Annotated in this window: 20 protein-coding genes; 7 read left to right on the forward strand and 13 right to left on the reverse strand. The window is 47.9% G+C overall.

Annotated features, from left to right (window positions below; genetic code table 11):
• Positions 1-274 precede the first annotated feature (274 nt).
• The 5 genes from ACR1R9_RS29000 (at position 275) to ACR1R9_RS29020 (ending at position 6,519) form a co-directional block, all read left to right on the forward strand.
• Entirely contained in the window at positions 275-1,042 is a 768-nt protein-coding gene (locus tag ACR1R9_RS29000; RefSeq protein WP_175381517.1) for a GTP cyclohydrolase II, read from the forward strand.
• 262 nt (positions 1,043-1,304) lie between these two features.
• The gene (locus ACR1R9_RS29005) at positions 1,305-1,883 is read left to right on the forward strand and encodes a glycerol-3-phosphate responsive antiterminator (protein ID WP_076287428.1); all 579 of its coding nucleotides are present in this window, start codon (positions 1,305-1,307) and stop codon (positions 1,881-1,883) included.
• A gap of 23 nt (positions 1,884-1,906) precedes the next feature.
• Entirely contained in the window at positions 1,907-3,394 is a 1,488-nt protein-coding gene (gene glpK, locus ACR1R9_RS29010; protein ID WP_433922124.1) for a glycerol kinase GlpK, read from the forward strand.
• 393 nt (positions 3,395-3,787) lie between these two features.
• Positions 3,788-5,446: a glycerol-3-phosphate dehydrogenase/oxidase gene (locus ACR1R9_RS29015; RefSeq protein ID WP_433922123.1), complete on the forward strand. Its 1,659-nt coding sequence runs from the start codon at positions 3,788-3,790 to the stop codon at positions 5,444-5,446.
• A 68-nt stretch (positions 5,447-5,514) separates the two neighbouring features.
• Positions 5,515-6,519 (forward strand): Gfo/Idh/MocA family protein, encoded by a 1,005-nt coding sequence (locus ACR1R9_RS29020; RefSeq protein ID WP_433922122.1) that lies wholly within the window; start codon positions 5,515-5,517, stop codon positions 6,517-6,519.
• Between the two features lie 115 nt (positions 6,520-6,634).
• Here the strand turns inward: ACR1R9_RS29020 and ACR1R9_RS29025 are convergent, their stop codons facing one another.
• Entirely contained in the window at positions 6,635-6,922 is a 288-nt protein-coding gene (locus ACR1R9_RS29025) for a winged helix-turn-helix transcriptional regulator (RefSeq protein ID WP_062321783.1), read from the reverse strand.
• Positions 6,923-7,346: 424 nt separating this feature from the next.
• Here ACR1R9_RS29025 and ACR1R9_RS29030 point away from each other — a divergent pair, with 424 nt between their 5' ends.
• Positions 7,347-7,733 carry a DoxX family protein gene (locus ACR1R9_RS29030; protein ID WP_076287432.1) on the forward strand — a complete coding sequence of 129 codons (387 nt, stop codon included), beginning with the start codon at positions 7,347-7,349 and terminating at the stop codon, positions 7,731-7,733.
• Positions 7,734-7,905: 172 nt separating this feature from the next.
• Here the strand turns inward: ACR1R9_RS29030 and ACR1R9_RS29035 are convergent, their stop codons facing one another.
• From ACR1R9_RS29035 to ACR1R9_RS29045, 3 genes are all read right to left on the reverse strand, one after another.
• Positions 7,906-8,424 carry an AbrB/MazE/SpoVT family DNA-binding domain-containing protein gene (locus ACR1R9_RS29035; RefSeq protein WP_310854111.1) on the reverse strand — a complete coding sequence of 173 codons (519 nt, stop codon included), beginning with the start codon at positions 8,422-8,424 and terminating at the stop codon, positions 7,906-7,908.
• A 105-nt stretch (positions 8,425-8,529) separates the two neighbouring features.
• Positions 8,530-9,210 (reverse strand): CidB/LrgB family autolysis modulator, encoded by a 681-nt coding sequence (locus tag ACR1R9_RS29040; RefSeq protein ID WP_063567333.1) that lies wholly within the window; start codon positions 9,208-9,210, stop codon positions 8,530-8,532.
• Complete coding sequence (locus ACR1R9_RS29045) at positions 9,207-9,578, reverse strand: CidA/LrgA family protein (RefSeq protein ID WP_063567332.1); 372 nt, start codon at positions 9,576-9,578, stop codon at positions 9,207-9,209. The genes ACR1R9_RS29040 and ACR1R9_RS29045 overlap by 4 nt, the downstream gene beginning before the upstream one ends.
• Before the next feature lie 157 nt (positions 9,579-9,735).
• Between ACR1R9_RS29045 and cidR the strand changes: the two genes are divergently transcribed.
• Positions 9,736-10,620, forward strand: coding sequence for a cidABC operon transcriptional activator CidR (cidR, locus tag ACR1R9_RS29050; protein WP_175381512.1), 885 nt, complete (start codon positions 9,736-9,738; stop codon positions 10,618-10,620).
• A 192-nt stretch (positions 10,621-10,812) separates the two neighbouring features.
• On the opposite strand, the gene gcvPB is transcribed toward cidR, so the two are convergent.
• The 9 genes from gcvPB to ACR1R9_RS29095 form a co-directional block, all read right to left on the reverse strand.
• Positions 10,813-12,381, reverse strand: coding sequence for an aminomethyl-transferring glycine dehydrogenase subunit GcvPB (gene gcvPB / locus ACR1R9_RS29055; RefSeq protein ID WP_310854110.1), 1,569 nt, complete (start codon positions 12,379-12,381; stop codon positions 10,813-10,815).
• Positions 12,382-12,408: 27 nt separating this feature from the next.
• Positions 12,409-13,809, reverse strand: a complete 1,401-nt coding sequence (gene gcvPA / locus ACR1R9_RS29060) for an aminomethyl-transferring glycine dehydrogenase subunit GcvPA (RefSeq protein ID WP_310854109.1) — start codon at positions 13,807-13,809, stop codon at positions 12,409-12,411.
• A gap of 48 nt (positions 13,810-13,857) precedes the next feature.
• Complete coding sequence (locus ACR1R9_RS29065) at positions 13,858-14,640, reverse strand: SDR family NAD(P)-dependent oxidoreductase (protein WP_099857285.1); 783 nt, start codon at positions 14,638-14,640, stop codon at positions 13,858-13,860.
• Positions 14,633-17,764 (reverse strand): glycoside hydrolase family 2 TIM barrel-domain containing protein, encoded by a 3,132-nt coding sequence (locus ACR1R9_RS29070; RefSeq protein ID WP_433922121.1) that lies wholly within the window; start codon positions 17,762-17,764, stop codon positions 14,633-14,635. Before ACR1R9_RS29070 ends, ACR1R9_RS29065 begins: the two co-directional genes overlap by 8 nt.
• A gap of 31 nt (positions 17,765-17,795) precedes the next feature.
• The gene (locus ACR1R9_RS29075; RefSeq protein ID WP_076287438.1) at positions 17,796-18,608 is read right to left on the reverse strand and encodes a carbohydrate ABC transporter permease; all 813 of its coding nucleotides are present in this window, start codon (positions 18,606-18,608) and stop codon (positions 17,796-17,798) included.
• Positions 18,608-19,594: a carbohydrate ABC transporter permease gene (locus ACR1R9_RS29080; RefSeq protein WP_175381508.1), complete on the reverse strand. Its 987-nt coding sequence runs from the start codon at positions 19,592-19,594 to the stop codon at positions 18,608-18,610. Before ACR1R9_RS29080 ends, ACR1R9_RS29075 begins: the two co-directional genes overlap by 1 nt.
• A gap of 24 nt (positions 19,595-19,618) precedes the next feature.
• Positions 19,619-20,881: an ABC transporter substrate-binding protein gene (locus ACR1R9_RS29085; RefSeq protein ID WP_072733725.1), complete on the reverse strand. Its 1,263-nt coding sequence runs from the start codon at positions 20,879-20,881 to the stop codon at positions 19,619-19,621.
• Between the two features lie 129 nt (positions 20,882-21,010).
• Entirely contained in the window at positions 21,011-22,195 is a 1,185-nt protein-coding gene (locus ACR1R9_RS29090) for a response regulator transcription factor (RefSeq protein WP_433922120.1), read from the reverse strand.
• Entirely contained in the window at positions 22,173-23,918 is a 1,746-nt protein-coding gene (locus ACR1R9_RS29095) for a sensor histidine kinase (RefSeq protein ID WP_433922119.1), read from the reverse strand. Before ACR1R9_RS29095 ends, ACR1R9_RS29090 begins: the two co-directional genes overlap by 23 nt.
• Positions 23,919-24,030: the final 112 nt, after the last annotated feature.

Raw genomic sequence — 24,030 nt, forward strand, 5'->3', positions numbered from 1 at the left:
ACAACATAAGTGTATGAGCAGTTTATAAACTCATACCCAATATTCCTGAAATGAAACACAAATTTGTGTCGGTTACGTATCATAAATTTATTAGTTACTTTAGAAACAAAAGTTACTTGACACAATATAATTTTTATTTTAAACTTGCTTACATAAAGTAACTAATGATGATGACAATAATATAGATACGTATGATATGCAATCCAGTGATCCATTTTACGTCTGGATGCGAATCAATTCATAACCAAGATGGTTTAACAGGAGGAAATTACTAATGATTAATTCACATATTATTCAGCTGCTTGCCCCCAAAATTCAGACTTTTCCGAGTGGAAAAGAATTCATTCACCTCGTTGGACCGATTAAACTTCCGGTGAATCTTGATGGAGAGACACATACCTTCCAGTGGTACAGCTGGATGAAATCGGAGAAAGCTATGGAAAGCCGCGAGCTGATTGAATCTCTCGCTACCGCCGAACTGGCTGAACGTCAGCAATCCAGCGTATTGGTGTACGGTGAGTTTGCCGAAGCACAGGAAGCGTTGATTCGGATGCACAGCATCTGTCATACGGGCGATATCTTTGGCAGCAAACGTTGTGACTGCGGCTTCCAACTGGAGCAATCGATGAAGATGATTGCTGCCCATGGAGCAGGCGCACTCTTCTATCTGGCAAACCATGAGGGCCGTGGCATCGGTCTGTTCAGCAAAGCGATGGCATACCTGTTGCAAGAGGAAGGTCTGGATACCGTTGATGCTAACCTGCAGCTTGGATTTACAGACGATGCTCGTAATTATGATGATGCCATTGCCGTATTGCGGGCACTTCGTACAGCTCCCGTAACATTGATCACCAACAATCCACGCAAGCTCGCTGCTTTGCAGGAAGCGGGACTGAATGTGGGTGGACGTGTGCCACTGTGGGGAGATCGTTCGTCCTTTAACGAAAAATATTTGCAGACCAAAGTGAGCCGTTCGGGTCACTTGGCAGAAAATGATGCATGGGCTGGTGAAGAGACCTTGCTTCCACACGCCCAAGCCTAAAAGGTTGATCCCGATCCCGATCGATCGTTCAATATGATTTTGGCATAACGCCTGTTTGCCATACTGTCCAATAGACAGGACAATTTAAGCTGTTTGTGTATGCTCCTTCTGGGGTAAACATGAACAGCTTTTTTGAGTTTAGGAAATAGAATGGCCCCGTCGTCTAACGCCAAGAATTAATCTGACAGTCCTGACTTTGCTTGCCGTTCATACCATACGAACTATACAATATAGGCATCTGATTTATGCGGGAGGAACGAAGGTGCCATTTGAGGGACAGTATGTGTTACCGGCTGCCAAGAGCATGAAGCAGTTTGAAGCAATGATTGAAGGCCCATACACCTATGGGGTTATGCTGGATACGCATATTGCGCAGCTTCATAGTCTTCTGGAAGAAGCACGGCGACGTGGCAAAAAAATAGTACTGCATGCCGATCTGGTGCAGGGGCTGAAGAACGATGAATATGCCGCAGAGTATTTATGCCAGCATATTCGTCCGGCGGGACTGATTTCGACGCGAGCCAGTGTAATTCAGAAGGCGAAACAGAAAGGGATTACAGCCATTCAGCGTGTTTTTCTGCTGGATACAAATGCGCTGGAGAAAAGTTATCTTTTGCTGTCCAAGACCCAACCGGACTATATTGAAGTACTGCCCGGTGTTATCCCGCATATTATTGCAGAAGTATCCATACGGACAGGTATACCCATTATTGCAGGTGGGTTGATCCGCTCAACGGAAGAGGTTGAACTGGCGCTGGAAGCCGGAGCTACCGCAGTAACCACTTCCAACATGGACCTGATTCGGCACTACAAGAAATCGCATACAGAATATAAGCAGTAATCCCACAACAGGAGGTTGTCTGTATGGAAAAATATATACTGGCCCTAGATCAGGGGACGACGAGCTCCCGGGCTATTCTGTTTAACCGGAGCGGTGAGATTGTGCATATTGCACAGCAGGAATTTCCGCAGTACTTTCCCAAGCCGGGCTGGGTGGAGCAGAACGCCAATGAAATTTGGAGCTCCATTCTGGCAGTGATGGCTTCATGTCTGGCCGAAAGTGGAATCAAGCCGGTCCAGATTGCCGGCATCGGCATTACGAACCAGCGGGAAACGGTTGTGGTATGGGACAAAGAAACGGGCCGGCCCATCTATAATGCAGTAGTCTGGCAGTCCAGACAAACGGCTGATATTTGTGATGAGTTGAAGGCGAAGGGATTGGGTGACCTTTTTCATCGAAAAACGGGCTTACTCATTGACCCTTACTTCTCGGGAACCAAGGTGAAATGGGTTTTGGATCATGTGCCTGGCGCCCGGGAGCGTGCAGAGAAGGGTGAGCTTCTGTTTGGTACGATCGACAGTTGGCTGATCTGGAAGCTGAGCGGTGGCACTCATGTCACTGATGTATCTAATGCTTCCCGCACATTAATGTACAACATCTATGATCTGCAATGGGATGATGAATTGCTGCAGATTCTGGACATTCCCAAAGCGATGCTGCCAGAAGTGCGCGGTTCATCCGAGGTGTACGCACATACGGTTGACTACCATTTCTTTGGTCATCGGATTCCAATTGCCGGAGCAGCAGGAGATCAGCAGTCGGCATTATTCGGTCAGGGCTGTTATACAAAGGGAAGCATGAAAAATACGTACGGCACCGGCTGTTTCATGCTTATGAATACCGGTGAACAACCCGTACAATCCAACCATGGCCTGATTACAACTATTGCATGGGGCATTAATGGAAAAATCGAGTATGCGCTGGAAGGCAGTATTTTTGTCGCAGGTTCGGCGGTACAGTGGCTGCGTGACGGCTTACGGATGCTTCGTTCCTCAAAAGACAGTGAGGACTATGCGGCGCGTGTACCCTCTACAGACGGCGTTTATATGGTGCCTGCATTTGTAGGTCTGGGAAGCCCTTACTGGGACAGTGAGGTTAAGGGAGCGGTGTTTGGTTTGACAAGAGGAACAACCAAAGAACACTTTATCCGTGCAACCCTGGAAGCACTGGCGTATCAGACCAAGGATGTACTGGAGGCAATGGAATCCGATTCAGGTATTCCGGTGAATGCCTTGCGCGTAGATGGGGGAGCAGCGGCCAATGATTTTCTGATGCAATTCCAGAGTGATATTCTGAATATCCCTGTGGAGCGCCCCAATGTGAACGAAACGACAGCATTAGGTGCGGCTTATCTGGCAGGACTTGCAGTAGGCTATTGGAATAGCGCGGATGAATTGGCGAATCACGAGAATACGGAACGTGTCTTCCAGCCGGTTATGGCTGAAGAAGAGCGTACAGAGCTGTATGCAGGGTGGCAACGTGCAGTGAAGGCAGCGATGGTGTTCAAATGAGTGGATTATATTTCAAATGGGCATTTGTACTTTTTCGATAAAGTTCTACAATAAATGATATTTATTGGTGGAAAATGATGCATAACTTACAGGGTTTATTTTCCTGGAGAAGAGAAAACATATACCCACTATAAGGAAAAATAAATGATTAGTGGATCAGTTTGAAATTCCATCCGCAGGCAGAACAACTTTTTGAAATTTTTTTGAATAATGTGTCATTTCAGGCCTTCACGCCGCCTTAAATGTGTGATAGGATTAAGTCACAAGTTAAAAAAATGATGTCTGGAGATCGGGAGAGACCACGTACCGCTCAGCAATTGCTGAAGCGAATGACGTGGTCTTTTTTTTGTGCTTTTGTGGGTAAAACAGAGGTAATCAATGGGAGGAATCGGGATGACAACATCGTTCTCAGCGGAAAAACGAACCGAATATCTGGATCGGATGGCGAATGCACATTTTGACATATTGATTATTGGTGGGGGAATCACGGGAGCCGGGATTGCGCTGGATGCAGCTTCCCGCGGATTGAAGACAGCACTGGTGGAAATGCAGGATTTTGCGGCAGGCACATCCAGTCGTTCGACCAAACTGGTGCATGGCGGTCTACGGTATCTGAAGCAGTTTGAAGTGAAAATGGTGGCTGAGGTGGGACGGGAGCGAGCGGTGGTGTACGAGAATGGGCCACATGTGACGACACCCGAACCGATGCTTCTCCCCATCTATACGGCGGGTACCTTTGGCCGCTTCAGCACATCCATTGGTCTGATGGTGTACGACCGGCTTGCCGGAGTGAAGCGTAGTGAACGACGCCAAATGTTAAATGCCGGTGCCGTCTCAGACAGTGAGCCTTTGCTGCGCAAGGAAGGACTGCTGGGTGGTGGACGTTATGTGGAATACCGAACGGATGATGCCCGGCTTACCATTGAAGTGATGAAGGAAGCGGTGCGGCGCGGTGCACAGGCAGTGAACTATGTGAAGGCAGCAGCATTCCTGAAGGAGAATGGGGTCATTACCGGAATTCAGGCTGTGGACCAGATCAGCGGTCAATCTTATGATTTGCGGGCAACCAAGGTGATTAATGCTTCCGGTCCATGGGTGGATGAGCTGCGCAAGATAGATGGGTCCCGCCAAGGCAAAACGTTGCAGATGACGAAAGGTATTCATTTGGTATTCGACGGTACGCGTTTCCCGTTAAGGCAGGCTGTATATTTTGATACACCGGATGGACGAATGGTCTTTGCTGTCCCGCGGGATGGGAAAACCTATGTGGGAACCACGGATACCGTCTTCGAAGATGATCCCGCACATCCGTTAATCTCTGAGGCAGACCGGGATTATGTCATCGATGCCGTCAACGGCATGTTCCCGGCCGTTAGGATTCGAGCTGAGGACGTGGAGTCCGGTTGGGCTGGAGTACGCCCCCTGATCCATGAGGAGGGTAAAGGGCCTTCCGAAATTTCGCGCAAGGATGAAGTGTGGGTAGCCCCTTCGGGGTTGATCACGATTGCCGGGGGAAAATTAACCGGGTACCGCAAGATGGCAGAGATGGTTGTTGATCTGACTGCTCGCCAATTGGAGCAGGAGACGGGGAGATCCGCTGGACCATGTATTACGAAAAAGATGCCGATTTCTGGAGGCCATGTTGGCGGTTCCGCCGCATTTGGTGCGTATGCTGAACGCAAGATTAAGGATGGAGTAGCACTTGGACTCGACAGATCTACTGCGGAACGATTAGCCAGAGTGTATGGTTCCAATGTGGACGCACTGTACGAGCGGATGCCTGATCCGCGGACAAAGGCCGACCTGCATGGTATGTCACAGGAGCTGCTGCTAATGCTGCGTTATGCCATTGACGAGGAGATGGCTGTGACACCGGCAGACTTTTTTGTGAGACGCACCGGAGACCTGTTTTTCCGCATTGATGAAGTCCGCCAGTATAAGGCAGTGGTTATTCAGTATATGACTGAACACCTGGATTGGCGGGAGGAACAAGCGATACGGTTTGCGAATGAACTGGATCAGTTACTCTTGGAAGCATCGGGCAAAATGTAATGCAGGATTTCGCATCTGGGGGTCGAATGGAACATGTAAGCGTGTAACAAGGAGAGGGGTTTACATCTATGACTTTACAGATCGGAATCATTGGAACAGGTTGGTTCAGCAAGGTACATGCAGATATTCTGGCACGAATGGAAGGTGTTCGTGTAGCAGCTGTCTGCGGAACAACGTTGGAGAAGGCAGAGGCTATGGCTTCCGTCTATGATGCTGTTGGCTACGGTGAACTTGAACATATGCTGGATGGTGAAAAGCTGGACGCAGTCTATATCTGTATTCCTCCGATGTCTCATGGATCGATTGAAGCTGAATTGATTCGACGGGGTATCCCGTTCCTGGTGGAAAAACCGCTGAGTACAGGCATGGATATTCCTCGTCAGGTGTTGGATCAGGTACAGAAATCCGGATTGTTGACATCGGTAGGTTATCATTTCCGTTATCAGGAGGCTACACAGGTACTGAAAGAAGCGATGAAAGAGCAGACCGTCGGCATGGCGCTTGGACGCTGGATGGGCGGAATGCCGGGAGTCGCTTGGTGGCGTCGCCAGGAAGGCTCCGGGGGACAGTTTGTGGAACAGACGACCCATATCGTGGATTTGCTGCGGTATTGTGCTGGTGAAGTGACAGAGGTATACGCTGTAGCGGCCCAACGCAGTATGCATGAAAAGCATGAGCATGTCACGGTAGCTGATGTGGCAAATGTAACGCTTAAGCTGGAGAGTGGAGCGATTGCAAGCATTGCCAACACCTGCCTGCTGCCAGATGGTGAGGGCGGAGCAGGGCTCCAGTTCTACACGGATGCCGGAGTATGGGACTGGACACCTGAACGTCTTCTTCTGCCAAGTGCTGCCCCTCATGCGATGGCAGGTCTGGAGATTCCCGCAGGGCATAACCCTTATGAGCGGGAAAATGAAGCGTTCATTCACGCCCTTCGTACGGGAGATCGTTCACGGATATTGTCCGATTATGCGGATGCCTGCCGTACACAGGAAATTACAACGGCGGCGTTGGTTTCGGCAGATTCGGGATTACCGGTACAGCTTCAGCCATCCAAACACCTCTCGCATTAATCCTTTTATGACGTAACCAGAAATATAAACGCGTGAAAAAGACGCCTGAATCTGGACTGATCCAAAGATCAGTTCAATTCAGGCGTCTTTATGTTGTACATGAATCAGAATCTGGCTACTTAGTAGACTGCTGCTGTTTCAACCAGTCTGAGGACCAGTTGTAAATCTGATTGATGACGGGTTCGATGGCTCTGCCTTTGGGCGTCAATTCATACTCAACGCGGGGAGGAATTTCAGGATACATATGCCGGGTTACGATACCTTCCATTTCCATCTCCTTCAGACGTTCGGACAATAACCGACCGCTAATCGCCATTTCTGCTTCCAGCTCTGTGAATCGTTTGGGTCCGGATAACAGTTGGTACATGATGAGCAGTACCCATTTCTTACCGATGATATCCATGGCCTGAGTAATGAGACAGGGACTTGGTGATTTTACTTTTCTCAGCTTCAACGTGTTCACCTCGATTCAAGTATTGATGGATTTCTTCGTATATTCGTATATATAAAAGTGCGTGGCTTTCTGCCGCTCTGACCAAAGTAAGGGACAATGAAGTCAAACATGTTACTACAAAATGTACTGTAACATACCTTTTGTATGTATTATACACTATTCGTCAAAAAATTACTTGAATAAATAATGTTATTATTATATACTCGCTTCATAAAAGTAAGTTAATAATTATTAATATGTATAATATCAGCACATACCAATTTTGCAGTACAAACTGCCCATTTTAAAAATAGAGTTACGTTGTAACTTTTACATAGATTGCTTTTTATACAACAGATGAATATGGACATTCATTTTCAGGAGGATTATACATATGAACAAAGGCATAAGAATTTTAGGATATATTGCGTTGGTTGTGCTTGCAGGTATGTTTGTAATGGCAGGCTTTAACAAGGTTAGTGGAGCAGAGATGATGGTGCAGACTTTCGAAGGGTTCTCCTATCCTACATGGACGATGTATCTCATTGGGGTAGTAGAGCTGCTCAGTGCGGTAGGTCTGTTGATTCCTCGTACTCGTATTCTGGCTTCAGGAGTATTGACGTTCATTCTGATTGGGGCTGTGGGGAGTCATCTAATTTACGGACAATACGCAGCTGTTCCTTTCCCGGCGGTGTTGCTGGTTGCCAACATTATCGTTCTTATTATGGGGATGCGTAAATTGGAAGCAGAAGAAATGGATATGGATCTCGTGCAGGTCTAAACGCTGGAGTTAAGAATATTGAAAAAGATGACCACTGTGATTAAGCGGTAGTCGTCTTTTTTGTGGTTTATCTCAAAAAAAAGAAGAACCCACGGAGTTCAAAGGGTTCTCTTGCAACGGGACTTCTTGAAACGGAAGGTCTCCTGATTATAAATAATCGAATAAATTCCTATTATAGTAGTTTTTTAAGTTGGGAGACGCGTCCTTGGCTAATGCCAAGCTTTTCCGCAATTTGCTGTTGAGCCAAACCGGGATTCTGTTCAACAATTTCCTTCATCTGTTGCAGCATGCGTGCCGTCTTCGGCCGCAGGTCCGGATACTCTTGGTTGGCAGCTGTAGCCCCTTCTTCCCAAGCGGGAGACGAGACTGTGGCGGATTCGGTAGCAGGACGCTCCACGGGTGCAGGAGCCTGTTTGTTCTGAGGAACGAACCAATCGGGAGTGTCATCCGGGTGTTTTAATTGAATTGCACAAGTCCGGCAGATGAATTGCTCTTTGAAATACATTTCCGTATCCACATCACCGCAAAACACACACAATGTTGATTTATACTTTCTCAAAATCAACTCTTTCCCTTCAATGAAAAACTCGAGCGGATCGCCGATATGGATTTCCATCGTATCCCGCATTTCTTTGGGAAGGACAATTCGTCCAAGGCGGTCCAGAGATCTCTTCATTCCGGTTCTTTTCATCGCATCTCCCCCGCAATATTCACAATTAAAACCTGTCCTTATTGTAAGGAAGAAAGGGCTTTAATACAACAATAATATTTCAAGAAATAGGGTTAATTCCATCTATTATGGGAAAATAAGTTTAGATAGCACGGGTGCAACCGCTAATGTGAACAATGCGGCCAGTACCATGGAGATACTGGAGATGGTTCCTGTCAGTGAACTGAGCTCAAAAGCCTTGGATGTGCCTGTTCCGTGGGCACCGGTTCCAAGCAGCGTTCCACGCGCAATCTCGCCATCAATACGCAGCATTTTCACAATGGATGGTCCCATAATTGCCCCCAGCAGACCGGTCATGATGACAAAAACCGCCGTAACCGCCGGAATGCCTCCAATAGTCGCCGATACATTCATGGCAATAGGGGTCGTGATCGATCTCGGGATCAGACTATGAATGAGTCCGGAGTCCAGGCGCAACCACTTGGCGAGCAGGGCAGAAGAGAGGACCGCCACGACGGAACCCGTCATAACGCTGAAGACGATCTCGGAAATATGTTTTTTGAGTACATGGAAAAACGTATAGAGCGGTATGGCAAAGGCCACCGTTGCCGGTTGAAGCAGCAGACTTAGCCATTTACCGCCACTGCTGTAAGCTGCGTAATCCGTGCCTGTTGCGAGCAGCACACCAACGACAAGAAGCGGCGTAATCAGCAGCGGAGACAGATAAACTTTGGGCAGGTTGCGATACATGCGTTTGGCGACCAAGTAAATACCGACGGTTAACAAGAGACAGAGGAATCCAATCATCCGGTGTGACGCTCCTTTCGTTTGGCGATTCGGGTGGCAACAAGGCCTGTGCAGGCCATGACCAGAAACGTGCTAAGCAGAACAATAAACAGAATTTGCAGTCCGTCTTGCTCCAGCATGGGCATGTAGTTCATAATGCCAACGGCTGACGGGATGAAAAATAGCAGTAACTCACCGAGCAGCCAGGCAGCTCCAATTTCGATCCAGCGCAGCTTCACGACCCGGGTCTGAAGCAAAATGAACAGCACGATCATACCGAGTATGGAACCTGGTACAGGTAGATGGAGAGCACGGGCCAACTGGTCCATGAGCAGTGAAAAGGCCATCAAGAGCGCAACTTGCAAAATTCCAAGGCCCCATTTCTTCACTTCAATCCCTCCTTGTATAATGAACGTGATGATTTTGAGTTGTTTATGAAAATGATTCACTTGTTATCACAAATTTTACATCGCATTCTTTCATGAGTAAAATGCATATTAAGAATGTTTATCATTCCATTTATCTATGAGAGATGGGGATCAGACGATGGATATCCGCCATTTGCAATATTTTCTGGAAGTTGCTCGCCAGCAAAGCTTCACCAAAGCGGCCGAAGTGCTGTTCATTACACAACCGACGATTAGCAAAACCGTCAAAAGCTTGGAAGACGAATTGGGCGTAACGCTGTTGGATCGTTATGGCAAGAAGGTAGCGTTAACGGATGCAGGGCATGTCTTTTTTCGGCAGGCGCTGGAGATTGAAAAGTCATTTCGCAGCTTATCGTCCGAGCTGGACGACCTGATGAATTTGAAGAAAGGACACCTTCGGATTGGTTTGCCACCGATGATAGGTTCAAGCTTTTTTCCGATGATTATCGGTGAATTTCATAAAGCTTACCCACAGGTAACCATTCAGCTCTTCGAGGACGGTGCCAAAAAAGTAGAGGCCGATGTGATTAGTGGTGCACTGGATATTGGTGTCGCCGTTCTGCCTACTGTGGATGAACTTGTGGACCACTTTGTTTTTGTGGAAGAGAAACTGAACCTGATCGTACATCCTTCACACCCGCTTGCGAGCAAAGAGTCTGTCGCGCTGCGCGAGCTGGAGCATGATGCATTTGTGCTGTTTCGGGAAGATTTTGCGCTGCATGACCGGATTATCGCCGCCTGTCAGCATGCGGGGTTCCAGCCTCGGGTGGTGTATGAAAGCTCCCAGTGGGACCTGCTCAGTGCGATGGTAGCGGCCAATCTGGGCGTGGCATTGCTGCCAGAAACGATCTGCCGTGAGGTGGATCATATGCGTGTGCGCATTATACCCGTGATAGAACCTGTGATTCCATGGCAGCTCGGCATGATCTGGCGGAAGGATCGATATTTATCCTTTGCAACCCGGGAGTGGATCGGATTCACACAGTCCATGCTCAGTGAATAGGAAATCGGTGTAAATGGGGAAGAGGGGACGGGATAAAATCGTTATTTTAACTCCACTGAAAGCTATAGAATCATATTAAAAAGGCCCTCAACACGTGTTGAGGGTCTTTACTTTTTCTGTCTATTTATAAAACGAGTAATATTAATACTCCTCTATATGAACAATAAGAGTAGCTACAACATACATGCTAATTTACTGAAGCTCTGGCTGTGTTTTTTTTAAATATGCACGCCAGGTAATACACCATTGTTTCGGGTCGTCCAAAGAGGATTCGTCATTGCGATGCACCGTGCTGTTATGCGGAGCTGATTTGACGATATCTGGCTGAGTATAGGCTTCATTCGAGATATGCTCCAGCGCATGGATATATTCGTCGAGATCTTCCTTGGAATAGGATTCCGTTGGCTCCAGTGTGAACGGCTGTGGAACAATATATGGGTGATGAGAGGTCCAGTAATGCAAGCCAAAATCACACATTCTGCGCGTAATATCCTCCGTCGTCACTCCGGTCTCATCCGTGAGCTGTTTCCAGCTGTAGCGTACCTGTTCCAAACGGCGTCCTTGGACATACGGGGCACTCGCTCCGCGTATTTGAACAATTTTATGATATAGATAGTTGTTATTCAGCACCGCTACCTGGGCGACATCTTTCAGACCGTCCGGTCCGAGGCTCATAATCCAGGCGTAGGAGCGGAGTACAGTTTGGGCTACACCGTGAAAACTCCGTACTTTACCGATGCTGACTTCCGTTTGATCTCTCAAAATATAACGTCCGTCATCTTCCTTATCCACCAAAGGGCCAGGCATGAAATTCTTCAATTCTTCCGTCACACCGAGAGCGCCCGTAGCAGGACCGCCGCACATATGGGGCGCAGCAAAGGTTTTGTGAAGATTGAAAAAGCACATATCAAAACCCGCTTCCTTCGCTCGTGTAATCCCGAGCAGGCCATTGGCGTTAGCCTGATCATAGTAGCAGACACCACCAGCTTCGTGCACCACATCCGTAAATTCGCGGATACGATGATTGTAGATGCCTGTGTCCTCTGGGTTAGCCACAACAAATCCGGCAGTCCGCTCGGAGACAACGTTCTTCAGCTTCTCAAGGTCCGGGAATCCATCCTCGTCTGGATGCAACGTAATAATCTTATATCCCTTAACGGCAGCTGTAGCAGCTTGTGAAGGATGAGAGAAGATCGTTGTAATGATCTCATCACGTTGTTCACCTTCACCGCGCGAATCATGATAGGCGCGAACGATGGAGGCCATAGCCAGAAGTGCTTGGGTTCCGCTACTTGGCTGAAAGGAGAACGCATCCATACCGGAAATCTCTCGCATTGCCAAATCAAGATTGTGGAATATCTCCAGCATCCCCTGAACAGAATCCACATCCTGCAGCGGATGAAGCTCGGTCATACGTGGATTGCGGATAAGCATTTCGTTGATCCGTGGAATATATTTCATCGTGCAGGTTCCCTGACCAATCTCCACGTTCATATCCGATCCCAACGTTTCCTGGGATAATCTCAGATAATGCCGCAGTACCTTTGCCTGCCCGATTTCAGGCAAAGCGGGAACAGTGCGGCGCCACATGGATGCCGGTATGTTGTCTTCTGCGGAGCCCACTTCAGCAGCTACAGCCGCTTCCGTTCCCGGTGGGACGACACCCCGCTCTCCGGGCCGGTGAAGTTCAAAGATAACGGGCTCATCCCATTTAGCTTGGTGAAAATTACGGACCTTATGATCTCTGCGAATCCGTTTCATGGCATTCAGTCCTCCTCTATATGATCGTTATGATGTGCTGACAATGGAACGAAGAGTATCGACGAGTCGGTCCAAATCGGCCTGGGTATGCGTTTCCGTGACGCAGTACAGTGCACATTGACCCCATGATGGGTAGGATAATGACAGATTCTTACCACCGAAAATTCCTGACTCCATTAATCTCTGGTTGATCTCCTCAACGGTTAGACCCGTATCATTAAAATCAACAACAAACTCTTTGAAGAAGGTGCCATTTTCGAAGCGGAGTGACACACCTGGAATTCGTGATATCTGTTTCGCAGCGTAATGCGATTTCTGGATAATAGTGCTACCAACCTCCTGCATTCCGGCAGGACCGAGGAGGGCCAGATATACTCCTGCTGTAATGCCCCATAATGCGGTCTGGGTTCCTACCGATTCCTTACCTTTCTCCCGAAGAGCGAATGATGTACGTTCATAGGCAACGTCTCCGAAGCCGTATTCGCCTTCCACTTCGGTTGGCACGATGCCAAATAACCGGGAAGGGTATTCCATGACGTATTTTTCCTCATCACGTGTTGCAATGAAGCCAGCCTGCCCACCGCCAAAGTTCATATGCATACCCAGCGGCTGTAAATCTCCGCAAATGATATCGGCCCCGTAATGGCCCGGAGGCTCCAGAACTCCAAGTGATATGGGATCAACACCTACAATGGAAACAGCATTTATCTTGTGAGCCAGTTCAGATATCTCGGCACCCTGATCCTCAATGATTCCAAGATAACCTGGATTTTCAAAGTATACTGCTGCCGTATCGTCACTTAATTTGCTGCGCAGATCATTCAGATCCATTCGTCCTGTTACCTGATCGATGTCAACATACTGAATATCCATGACTGGAGTACAGTAATTACGAATAATCGCCGCCTTATCCGGGTCTACGGAACGCGGGAGCAGCACGATTTTGCGCCCTGTAATACGCCCCGCCATCCGAATCGCGGTGGAAGCTGCCTGAGCCCAGTCAAAGGTTGGAACATTCACGACATCCATGTCCACGAGCTCGGCAAGCAGGCTCTGATATTCGAATAGGGCTTGGAATCGACCATGGTCTTCGTAAGGTTCACCGGCATAGGCCGTCACGAATTCAGAACGCTGATTGATCTCATCGCATACAGCCGGGATGAAATGCTGCCAGCATCCTGCACCCAGAAAATTAAGATAATCTCCACTGTGCTTGTTCTTTGCTAGTAGTCCGTCAATATGTCGGCGCAGTTCATACTCGTTCATGGCTGGCGGAAGGTCCATCTCCCGCTTCAGCTTCAGGCTGTCAGGGATTGCGTCGTGGAGTTGCTCCATAGACGTTAAACCAATCTCTTTCAGCATCGCGTCCCGGACCTCCGGAACGGTATTTGGGATATAGGGATGGGCATATGTTTTGTTGTCAGCCACAATTAACGCCTCCGTTCATATGTTGGGAAAAAGGTAATTATTATCGTCCTAAGCGATTCCGCCTCCGTCAACAACGAGAACACTGCCTGTTACCCATGAGGATAAGTCACTCGCTAGGAACAATACGGCATTCGCGATATCACGCGGTGTACCTAGACGCTCCAGCGGTCTGCCTCCTGCAGAGGCAACCAGAAATGCTGACTCATCCTGCTGCAGCTGCTTCGCTTCGTCACGCAGGAGAGGTGTATCCGTATCCCCTGGTGATACACAGTTGACTCGAATGTTCGCCGCGCCATGGTCGATAGCCATGGCGCGCGTCAGATTAACAACGCCTGCTTTTGCTGCACAATAAGCTGCTGCGCGGTCTCCACCTTTCAGTCCCCAACCTGAGCCTGTGTTAATGATGCTGCCTCCGCCGCTAGACTCCATAATGGGAATTACATATTTAGAAAGGAGAAAGACACCTTTGAGTGAGACATCTAGTACAAGATCCCAGTCTCTTTCATCCAACTCGGTAACCGTTTTGCGGCGAATAACCCCTGCGTTATTGAACAGGACATGAATTCCTCCAAGAGTCGATTTGATCTCTGAAGCTGTGCGTTCACAATCTGCGGCAGAGGTCACGTTGCAGCAGTAAAAGCTGGCCTGACCTCCCTGTTCACGGATACTGGCGACTGCCTCGTTACCCGCAGCCTCATTAATATCAATCAAGACAGCATGTGCCCCGAAGCTCGCCAGAAGCTCAGCGGTGGCCAGCCCAATGCCAGATGCCCCACCAGTAACGACGGCTACCTTGCCAGATAAATTCAAAACGTCCTGTGTATTAAGCATCTTTATCTTCCTCCATTTCATATTGCATCGCTTCTGTACTCATTCGGCGGCTCAGCCTTTCAGGAGAGCTATCCTCCGCCATATACGCCTGAAGCAAGATGCGGAACCGGAACGCTTCCGGTTTAACTGTATTTTCAGGCGACTGTGCTGGGCCGCAGCTGTTACTTCCCAGTCCGTTCTGTCGGTAATCCAGATTCAGAGTAATGAAATCACGAGGTGCCAAATCGCTCATATGCTGCGCCTTCTCCAGATCACCATCCGTGTAACGTCTAGCGCTGAAATCAAGCGTTGGCGCTCCTGCCGCCAGCAGACCGATTCCTGCTCCATCGGCAATCGAAACCCATCTTACATCTGTCCGATTTCCATTCTCTTGGGGATAAATATACGACGTGAACAATCCATCTACACTGCTCTGATATACGCCGAAGCGTCCGGCCTCCCGGCTATCCGAATAGCTCTCTCCCGGCCCACGGCCATACCATTTCACACGATCTATATCACCGGGAACTTTCATCTGAAGACCGATTTTCGGGAGCATAGCAGGTGGTGTTCCTTCCGGCATTCCCTTCACATCTATAATGATTAGTCCGCTTGAAGTAACCGTATAGGACGTTTCACAGCGGAAGCCCCAATCGTAGACAGGAGGTGCTATGCGTGAAGTCCAAGTCATACGCACAGATGTTTCATTCAATCGATCCCAGCGGAAGTCGTCTATCCGCTCGGTCAGTCGATCGAGGTGTGCCTTGCGCCAATCCGGGAGCACATACATATCGTTATCAATGGGAGCACGCCAGAAATTCAGTCGTGGTCCATGTTGAATGAGTTCCTTTCCGTTCAGGTGAAGTGAGGTGACCCCTGCACGTAGACGATTAAAAGAAATACGGAAACTGTCATTCGTAAGGATTAGCTCTCGCCCTTCTTCGGAAACTGACAAATTCTGCTCTACAGACAGCAGGGATGAGGGAGATACGGCTGAGGTGGAATGATTCGGCAGTGCAAACTGCGCCCAAGCCACCTCATGCCCCTGTTCCGCCCAAGCGCAGTCTGCTGCCAGCGTAAATCCGACATTCAGCCACATCTCCGTACCCGGCTCAAGATGAATCGACTGTTGATCTGTTAAATTCAAATGTGGAATCAATACGTTTGCGCTATCACCCGGACCAATCTGAGGAAGTACGAGTGCACCACTGTTTATGGTTCTTCCATCAGCCGTGACGCTGTAGTGAATCTGCAGATGATCTAATGTCACAAAGTCATACCGGTTCGTTACGCGAATCTTTCCTGCGTCTATCATTTCGACCCGTACAGGTTCGATGATTTTCTTATATTCAATGAGTCCCGGAGAGGGGGTGCGGTCTGGGCGAACCAGTCCGTCAATAACAAAATTACTGTTATTCGGTACATCCCCGTAATCTCCACCGTAAGCGTAGTCAGCCTTGCCATCGATTGATTTTCTGCTAAGCCCATGATCGATCCATTCCCAGACAAAGCCGCCTTGAAGACGCCGATAAGCATCAAAGGTGTCAAAATACGTCCGTAACCCTCCGGGTCCATTACCCATCGCATGGGCAAATTCGCATAGAATATGCGGTTTCGGATGATCGGTTAGCTGGCCGAATCCTTCCATTTTCTCCACCGAAGAATACATCGTGCTCACCACATCACATACTTCCGCTTCACGGTCTTCTTCATAATGGATAAGACGTGTGGAATCATTGGCTTTGCACCACTCAGACATCGCACGGAAATTGCAGCCGAAGCCCGATTCATTGCCAAGTGACCAGAAAATCACGGAAGGGTGATTCTTGTCGCGCTCCACCATACGGCGGATGCGGTCAACATAAGCATCCTTCCAAGCGGGGTCATCGCTAAGCCGTGAAATATTACCCAGCGGCTCAAAGCCGTGCGTCTCCAGGTCCGTCTCTTCCATAACGTATAACCCATACTCATCACACAGATCATAGAACCGCGGGTCGTTCGGATAATGTGCTGTCCGCACCGCATTGATATTGTGCTGCTTCATCATTTGAATATCTTCGAACATGGTGGTTACCGTGACGGTTCGTCCCGTATCTGGATGATGGTCATGCCGGTTTACTCCTTTGAGAAGGATCGGTACTCCATTCACCAAGAACTGTCCATCCTTGACTTCCACACGGCGGAACCCAACTCGCTGGGCAATCGTTTCTATAACCTGATTCTTCGAATCAACCACTGAAATGATCAGATGATATAAATAAGGAACTTCAGCATTCCATAAAAAAGGCTTCGCCACAGGCAGATTGAACTCGACACTTGCAGGATGGTTTAGATTCTTCTCAGCAGACAGGATCTGCTCGCCAACGTTATTCAGCAGTTGCAACTGTACCTTGCCCTGAACTTCTTCTCCATCCAGATCTAAGCGGACCGACAGTACCGCATTGGTAAACTCTGTATCTAGCTCCGTTACAATTCGATAATCTGTAATACGGGATGCTGAAGGCTCGGAAACCAGATAGACATCCCGGAAAATGCCACTCATCCACCACATATCCTGGTCCTCCAAATAACTACCGTCAGACCACTGGTATACCCGGACCGCCAATCGGTTAACTCCCGCCCGAAGGAAAGGGGTCAGATCGAACTCTGATGTCAGGCGGCTGCCTTGGCTGTAGCCGACAAATGAACCATTCAGCCATACATGAAAGGCGCTATCTACACCGTCGAACTTAAGTGAAACAACTCTTCCGTCCCAATGGTCTGGCAGCGTAAATTCCCTTATATAGCTGCCCGTTGGATTATCATTAGGTACATGAGGAGGATCAACAGGGATTGGGTACTCGAGATCCGTGTAATGCGGATTTCCGTAGCCTTGCAACTGCCAGTGGCCAGGGACACGAATATCATCCCAACCTGAGGTGTCATATTCATTTTGATAAAAATCCGGGGTGGCCAGATCTGGCCCCTCAGCAAATTGGAACTTCCAAATACCGTTCAGCGATTTGAACCATGGAGAGCTTCCTCTGTCATAGCTCAGAGCACTTTCTTTATTGGAATGAGGAATAAAATAGGAGCGACTCTTCGCACGGTTTCTCTCCAGCACGCTGAGGTTATCCCAGTCGCGCTCAATGTTCATAACAGTCATGATCGTCATTCCTTTCCTCTATCTGTGTGTCCTATCCTTTAATACCTGTCGTGGCAATTCCGCCGACAATGTAACGCTGGGCGAAGAAGAAAATCGCAAGTGGCGGAATCGAAATTAAGCAGGTGATGGCCATGATGGATTGCATATCAACACCGTACATGCCCTTAAATTGAGATAGGCCTAGCGTTAACGTATATTTCGTCTGATCATTTAGGAAAATGAGAGGCCCCAGATAGTCATTCCAACAACTCATGAACTGGAATACGGAGACCAGGATCAGCGAAGGTCCCATTAGCGGTACGATGATTCGCAGTAGAATCGTCATTTTACTAGCGCCGTCAATTGTCGCTGCTTCATCCAGCTCCCGAGGGAGGGTCATAATGAACTGCCGCAACAAAAAGATATAATAGGCAGAGCCGAACCACGATGGAATAATCAGCGGTTTGAGTGTGTTAATCCAACCCAAATAGTTAAACTCCATATACTGCGGAATCATCGTTACTTCCCAAGGGATCATCATGGTAGCCAGAACGACAAGAAACAGGAAATCACGACCCTTGAACTGGAATCTGGCGAAGCCGTAAGCGACGAGCGTACAGGATATCAGCTGACCCAGGGTGGATAAAACCGTAACGATCAGCGTGTTTTTCAAAAATAAATTAAAGGGCTGGATATTCCATGCTTCTGCGAAGTTACTGAATTTCCAGACGGACGGAATCCATTTGGGAGGAAACAGATAGAGCTCCTGCGGTGATTTCAGTGCCGTGGTTACCGCCCAGAACAGTGGGGCGATGAACAGCAGTGAGAACCCAATCAGCAACGTGTATGCAACTATTTTTTTCATCAGGACCGCCCCCTTGTACTGGCCTTAAGTTTCTTCTGCGGCTGCTTTTTCATTTCACCTTCATAGAACACCCAGGCTTCCGAAGATTTGAATACCAGAAATGTCAAGGTAAGCACGATCAGAAACATAAACCAGGCGTTGGCGGCAGAGTAACCCATCTTAAAGTATTTGAAAGCGTTCTCATACATGTACATCGCATAGAAATAGGTTGATTTCATTGGCCCGCCTCCCGTAAGTAGCAGGGCGAGAGTTAACTGCTGAAATGCTGCAATAATTGATGTGATGAGATTGAATAGAATTGTTGGCGTAATCATCGGAATGGTTACACTCAAGAACTTTCGGATTTTACCTGCTCCGTCGATTGATGCCGATTCGTACAAGTCCTTAGGAATGCCTTTAAGTCCAGCTAGGAAAATAAGCATCATCGATCCTTGTCCCCAGAGGCTGGCAACGACCATTGCAACAAGCGACCAGTTTGTATCATTCAGCCAATCGGGTCCCTGAATGCCCAGGACAGACAAGAAGTAGTTCAGAATTCCATAGTCTCCGCTGTACACCCAGGACCAGATCATAGCAAGCGCAACACCTGAAATTACAGAGGGGAGATAAAATGCCGTACGGAAAATGGCGCTTCCTTTAACCCTTTGGTTGAGCAGCATGGCAAGTCCGAGTGCAACTACAATATTGAGCGGAACGAAGAGGGCTGCAAATTTCAGTGTGACAAATAAAGATTTCCAAAAAAGTGGATCATTCGAAAACATCTCTACATAGTTGTCTAGCCCGATAAAAGTTACCTTACCGACGATTGGCCAATCAAAAAATGAAATGACCAATGAGAACAGCAGGGGGCCTAAAGTGAAGAAAACAAATCCAAATATCCAAGGGAAGATAAAGAGGTAGGGTGCAAGCCCACCCCATCTACGTTTTTTCAAGGCCTTAAGGGTAGCTGTCGGTTCTGATGTATTCTGCAGGTAGGTCTGAGCCATCTCCTAACCTTCTTTCTACAAGTGTTATTTCAAATATCGTTCGCTGTCCTTAACCGCCTGATTCAGCGCTTCTTGGGCATTGCTGCCGTGCATAACTGCTTCCACTGCAGCCGACAGCTGTCGGTTCACTTCATTCCACTTCGGATTGAGTAGAAATGCAGGTGTATTGTCCGAACGCTCAAGCATGGTGTAATAAGGTTTGTAGAGCGGGTCTTGATCCTTCTTGAGTTCGTTTACAACACTTTGTCGTACTGGCAGGTCAGCAACACGCATTTTGATCGATTCATTAGAAACATAAAATTTAACGAATTCCCATGCCAGATCTTTGTTCTTGGAGTCTTTGGCAATAGACAAGGCAGATTCTGCAAGTACACCTTTAACCGGTTTGCCTGGAAAAGCCGGAATTTCGACCGTGCCTACATCAACTCCCGCTTGTTTGAATGATTCGAGCGGCCAGATTCCGCTTTCCCACATGGCGATCTTACCGCCTTTAAAGATATCATCACCGCTTTGCTGGCCTTTACCACCTGTGAGCACGGCGGTGCCGTCCTTCACCATATCACCAAACATTTGGATAGCTTCAGCGGTTTCTTTACTGTTCATGTAGCCTTCGATGGTTTTACCATCCGGGGAAATAAAGGAGCCACCGTTGCTCCAGACAAAGCCCTGCAAGTCATACGTATCATTCTCGGCACGTGCACCGAAACCGTACTGCTTCTTAGATGGATCCGTCAGCTTTTTAGCGATATCCTGGAAATCGCTCCATTCCCATCCGTCTTTAGGATAAGGGACACCCGCAGCATCAAAGAGCTTTTTGTTATAATAGACGACACGAGTCGTGAAGCCTGCCGGAATGCCGTATAGCTTATCGTCAATTTTTCCGTAGTTGAACAATCCTTTGTAAAAATCATCTATCTTCAGGTCTTTATCTTTTTCTGCGAAGCTATCCAGTGGTTCAAGAGATTGATGGTAAGTAGGGAAGTCCCACATGTACATGACGTCTGGCGGGTTGCCCGCTCCAAAGCCTGCGGCAAGCTTCTGGTCAAATCCGTCCGCATAGGCCTCAACCTGCACCTTTGTACCGGGATGTTCTGCTTCAAACTTCTTTGCGATATCCTGCTCAATTTTGAGCGCGTCTCCCGTATCCCAGGTTGCAAAACGAAGCGTCTTCGTCTGATCCGAACCGCCGTTCTCCGGATTGGCTGTTCCAGCGTTACCGCTGCATGCAGACAGTATAGATACCATCAGCGTCGTTGCAAGGACAATGTGTGAAATTCTTTTTTTCATATTGTCAGCTCCCTGTCAGTGAGGTTTATAATAATTGAACCGCTTTCATCGTAACGCGAATGAAAGCGGTTCAAAACGTGTATCTATTCGAATGTTGTTGTGATTTTGTTCGAATTATTGAAGCAGGTGTCAATCTGTTCGGGACCCTTCGTCTTTTTGTTGGGAACGGTAATGACTCGGTGTCTGACCCGTACAGCGTTTGAACCATTTGCTAAAATATTTGCTATCTCCTAGTCCTGTTCGCTCCGCAATTTCCTGCATAGTTAGATGTGTATCCCGCAATAAACCATAAGCAAGGCGCAGTTTCCGTTTATATTGGAAGGCAATGAAGCTATCACCGACAGCCTTCTTAAAGAGAATAGAGAAATGACTGCGGCTCAGTCCAACCTCTTCCGCCAGTTCGCTGGCTGACCAGTCAGCTGCGGGATTAGCATACAGTAGATTCACGGCTTTCCAGATCGGATCTGGCCAATGATTTACGGATATCCCATACAGCTTCTCTAGCTCAGCTTCTTTATGAAGGTTTTGGAAAGCCTGCTTCAGATCATCGCTGTGGACCAAGGATTCTTTACGAGTCCACTTCAACTGACTGCATTTGCTCTTACTCTCTACCAGCAGGCTGTCTGCAGACCCTCGCAGCGTATCAGGAACGATCCAATAGTAGTATTCTTCTCCATAAGGAATGATCGTACCCTCGCGCATGCTGCGGTCATTTTTCTCAGCTTCCTGTAGCAGCTCGGTCCAAGATGCTCCGCATTCTGCCGTTCGAATCAGATATATCAACAACGGCTGACCATTAACATGAGATTGACCGCCATGCAGCTTCTCCAGCTCCTCTGGAAATTTACAGCTATGTCCGTTCAGCCATGCAAAGAGCAGTGTTTCCATACGTTCTTCATCTTTTAGAGAGGGGGGAGCGGAGACAGATAGTTCCTGCTGGAACTTCTTTAACATGTCTTCAAGTTCTTCGTCCTCAAAAGCGGTCTTTAAAAGATATCCGGATGCCCCAAGTTGAATTCCCTGCTGTGCGTATTCAAAGTCGCGGTGACAACTGAGCAGAATTATTTTGGTCTTCGCCGCCGTCTCCTTTATCTTGCGAGACAGCTCGATGCCATCCATCTCTGGCATTACAATATCTGTTATTACAATTTCAGGCCGATGCTCCAGAAAGGCTTCCCAGGCTTTTTGTCCATTGGGCGCGTCAGCTATAACTTCCATTCCAAATTTCTCCCAAGCTACGGTCGAACGTAGGCCTTTCCGTACAATGCTCTCATCATCTGCAATCAGCACCTTAATTCTCTTTGCTGTATCCATCCGGACGCTCCTCCTCTTTGGGCCAATGAATGACAATCGCTGTACCTTCACCCTTAGTCGAAAATACTGTAAGTCCGTACTGCGAGCCGAAATGCAGTTTGAATTTCTGGTCTGCGTTCTGGACGCCTAATCCTCCGCGACCACGACGTTTCTGATCTGGAACAAGCAAACGCTCCCGTTTTTCTTCTGTCATACCTGCTCCATTATCCCGGAGAGTCAGCAGAAGTTCATTTTTTTCCACGGTGACATCGAGCTTGATTACACCTATTCCATCCGTGAAGCCGTGGAAAAATATATTTTCAAACAGCGGCTGTAGAGTCATACGCGGGATCAGATACTGCTTCAGTGAGTCCTCGCAATTCAGCTCATAGCTGAACACATTTCCGTACCTGATCTCCTGAATTTTCAGGAAATGCTCAATCATGCGTAGTTCTCTGCCCACCGTGATCAGTTCCTGCGATATATCCAGATTTCCTTCCAGCACCATCGTTAAGTGATATAACATCTGACGGATATCATCAGCCCCTTCCAGACGGGCCTTCCACTGAATGGAGTTCAACGTATTGAACAGCAGGTGGGGGTTAATCTGATAATGGAAAGCCTTCAGTTCTGCTTCCTTCTTGAGTCTTTCGCTCTGTTCCACTTCTTGTACAAGCGATTGAACGCCACTTACCATCCGGTTAAAACTCATATCAAGGCTACCTAGCTCATCTCTGCCTTCGATCGGCATTCGTGTATCCAACTTACCGAAGCTGACTTTCTGCATCGAATCCTTTAGCGTGCGAATACGAGCTGTAAACCTCGACGAGAACAGATAGGCGAATCCAAAGGCAAGCAGACATGAAATAACGGCCACGACAATGGTATTCGACCGAATAATGCCCGAGGACAGGTAGAAGGCTTTGGCAGGTAATCTCGCTTCTATGGTCCACTGGTTCACGGCAAGCGTCCGAATCCATGTAATATCACTATCCTTCTTCGTGAAATTGGGTGCGCTTTCATATATAATTCTTCCGTCCGAAGCTTTAATGGTCAGATGCGACTTCGTATCTGTCTCAAACAGCTTGAACATATGGATCAGTTCCTGCGCATTCTCCTCTATGAGTATGGTGCTGCCGTTTTGCGTTCCGTTGGAATTATGAATCGGAACAGCGAGCCCAAGAACGGGAAGATTCGAATCGCCTGAACTGCTCATTGCGTGATTTTGCATATAAAAGCCTAGCCAGTATAGTCCTTTATAAGAAGCCGGTTTTGTCTTCCATTCTGGCATATTTCTCAGCTTGGCAACGTCCAAATTGTTCTCTCCATAATAATAGCCTGAGGGCGTAATGATATAGATTCCTGCGGTTTGGTCTGTCCACAGCGATTTCAGTAGGGCTTCAAAGTCATTCTTCTCAATGATTTCGCTATAGCTTACAGGTGCCTGGTTCCTTAGATCGGTATGGGCGGGATCAAGCAAATACGAGTAGATCGTTTCACTCATTTGTTTCATTCGGCCTAAAGATGAGCTCGTTTGTTGTTCCAACTGCGCTACAGCATTTTCACCATATTTGCCAAACTGGGAATTAATGATTTTGGCGGATTGGTAATAGGACAACGCACCAAGCGAGAGCAACGGAATCAGAGTCACGATGAGAAAACAGAAGAGCAGCTTGGTCCGTATACTGCGGTAGGAACCAGAGAAAATGCGTTTATTTAGCTGCCTGATCCATTGGATGTTCATAAACGGTTTCCCCTCTCGCTATAACTACATCTACCTGCATTCTAGCACGGACAGGTAACCTATAGAAGAATCCAATCATTTCATGGTAACGCTTTCAAATTACGGATTGCAA

Origin of the sequence: Paenibacillus taichungensis (assembly GCF_050994985.1) — a bacterium.
Taxonomy (GTDB): Bacteria; Bacillota; Bacilli; order Paenibacillales; family Paenibacillaceae; genus Paenibacillus; species Paenibacillus taichungensis.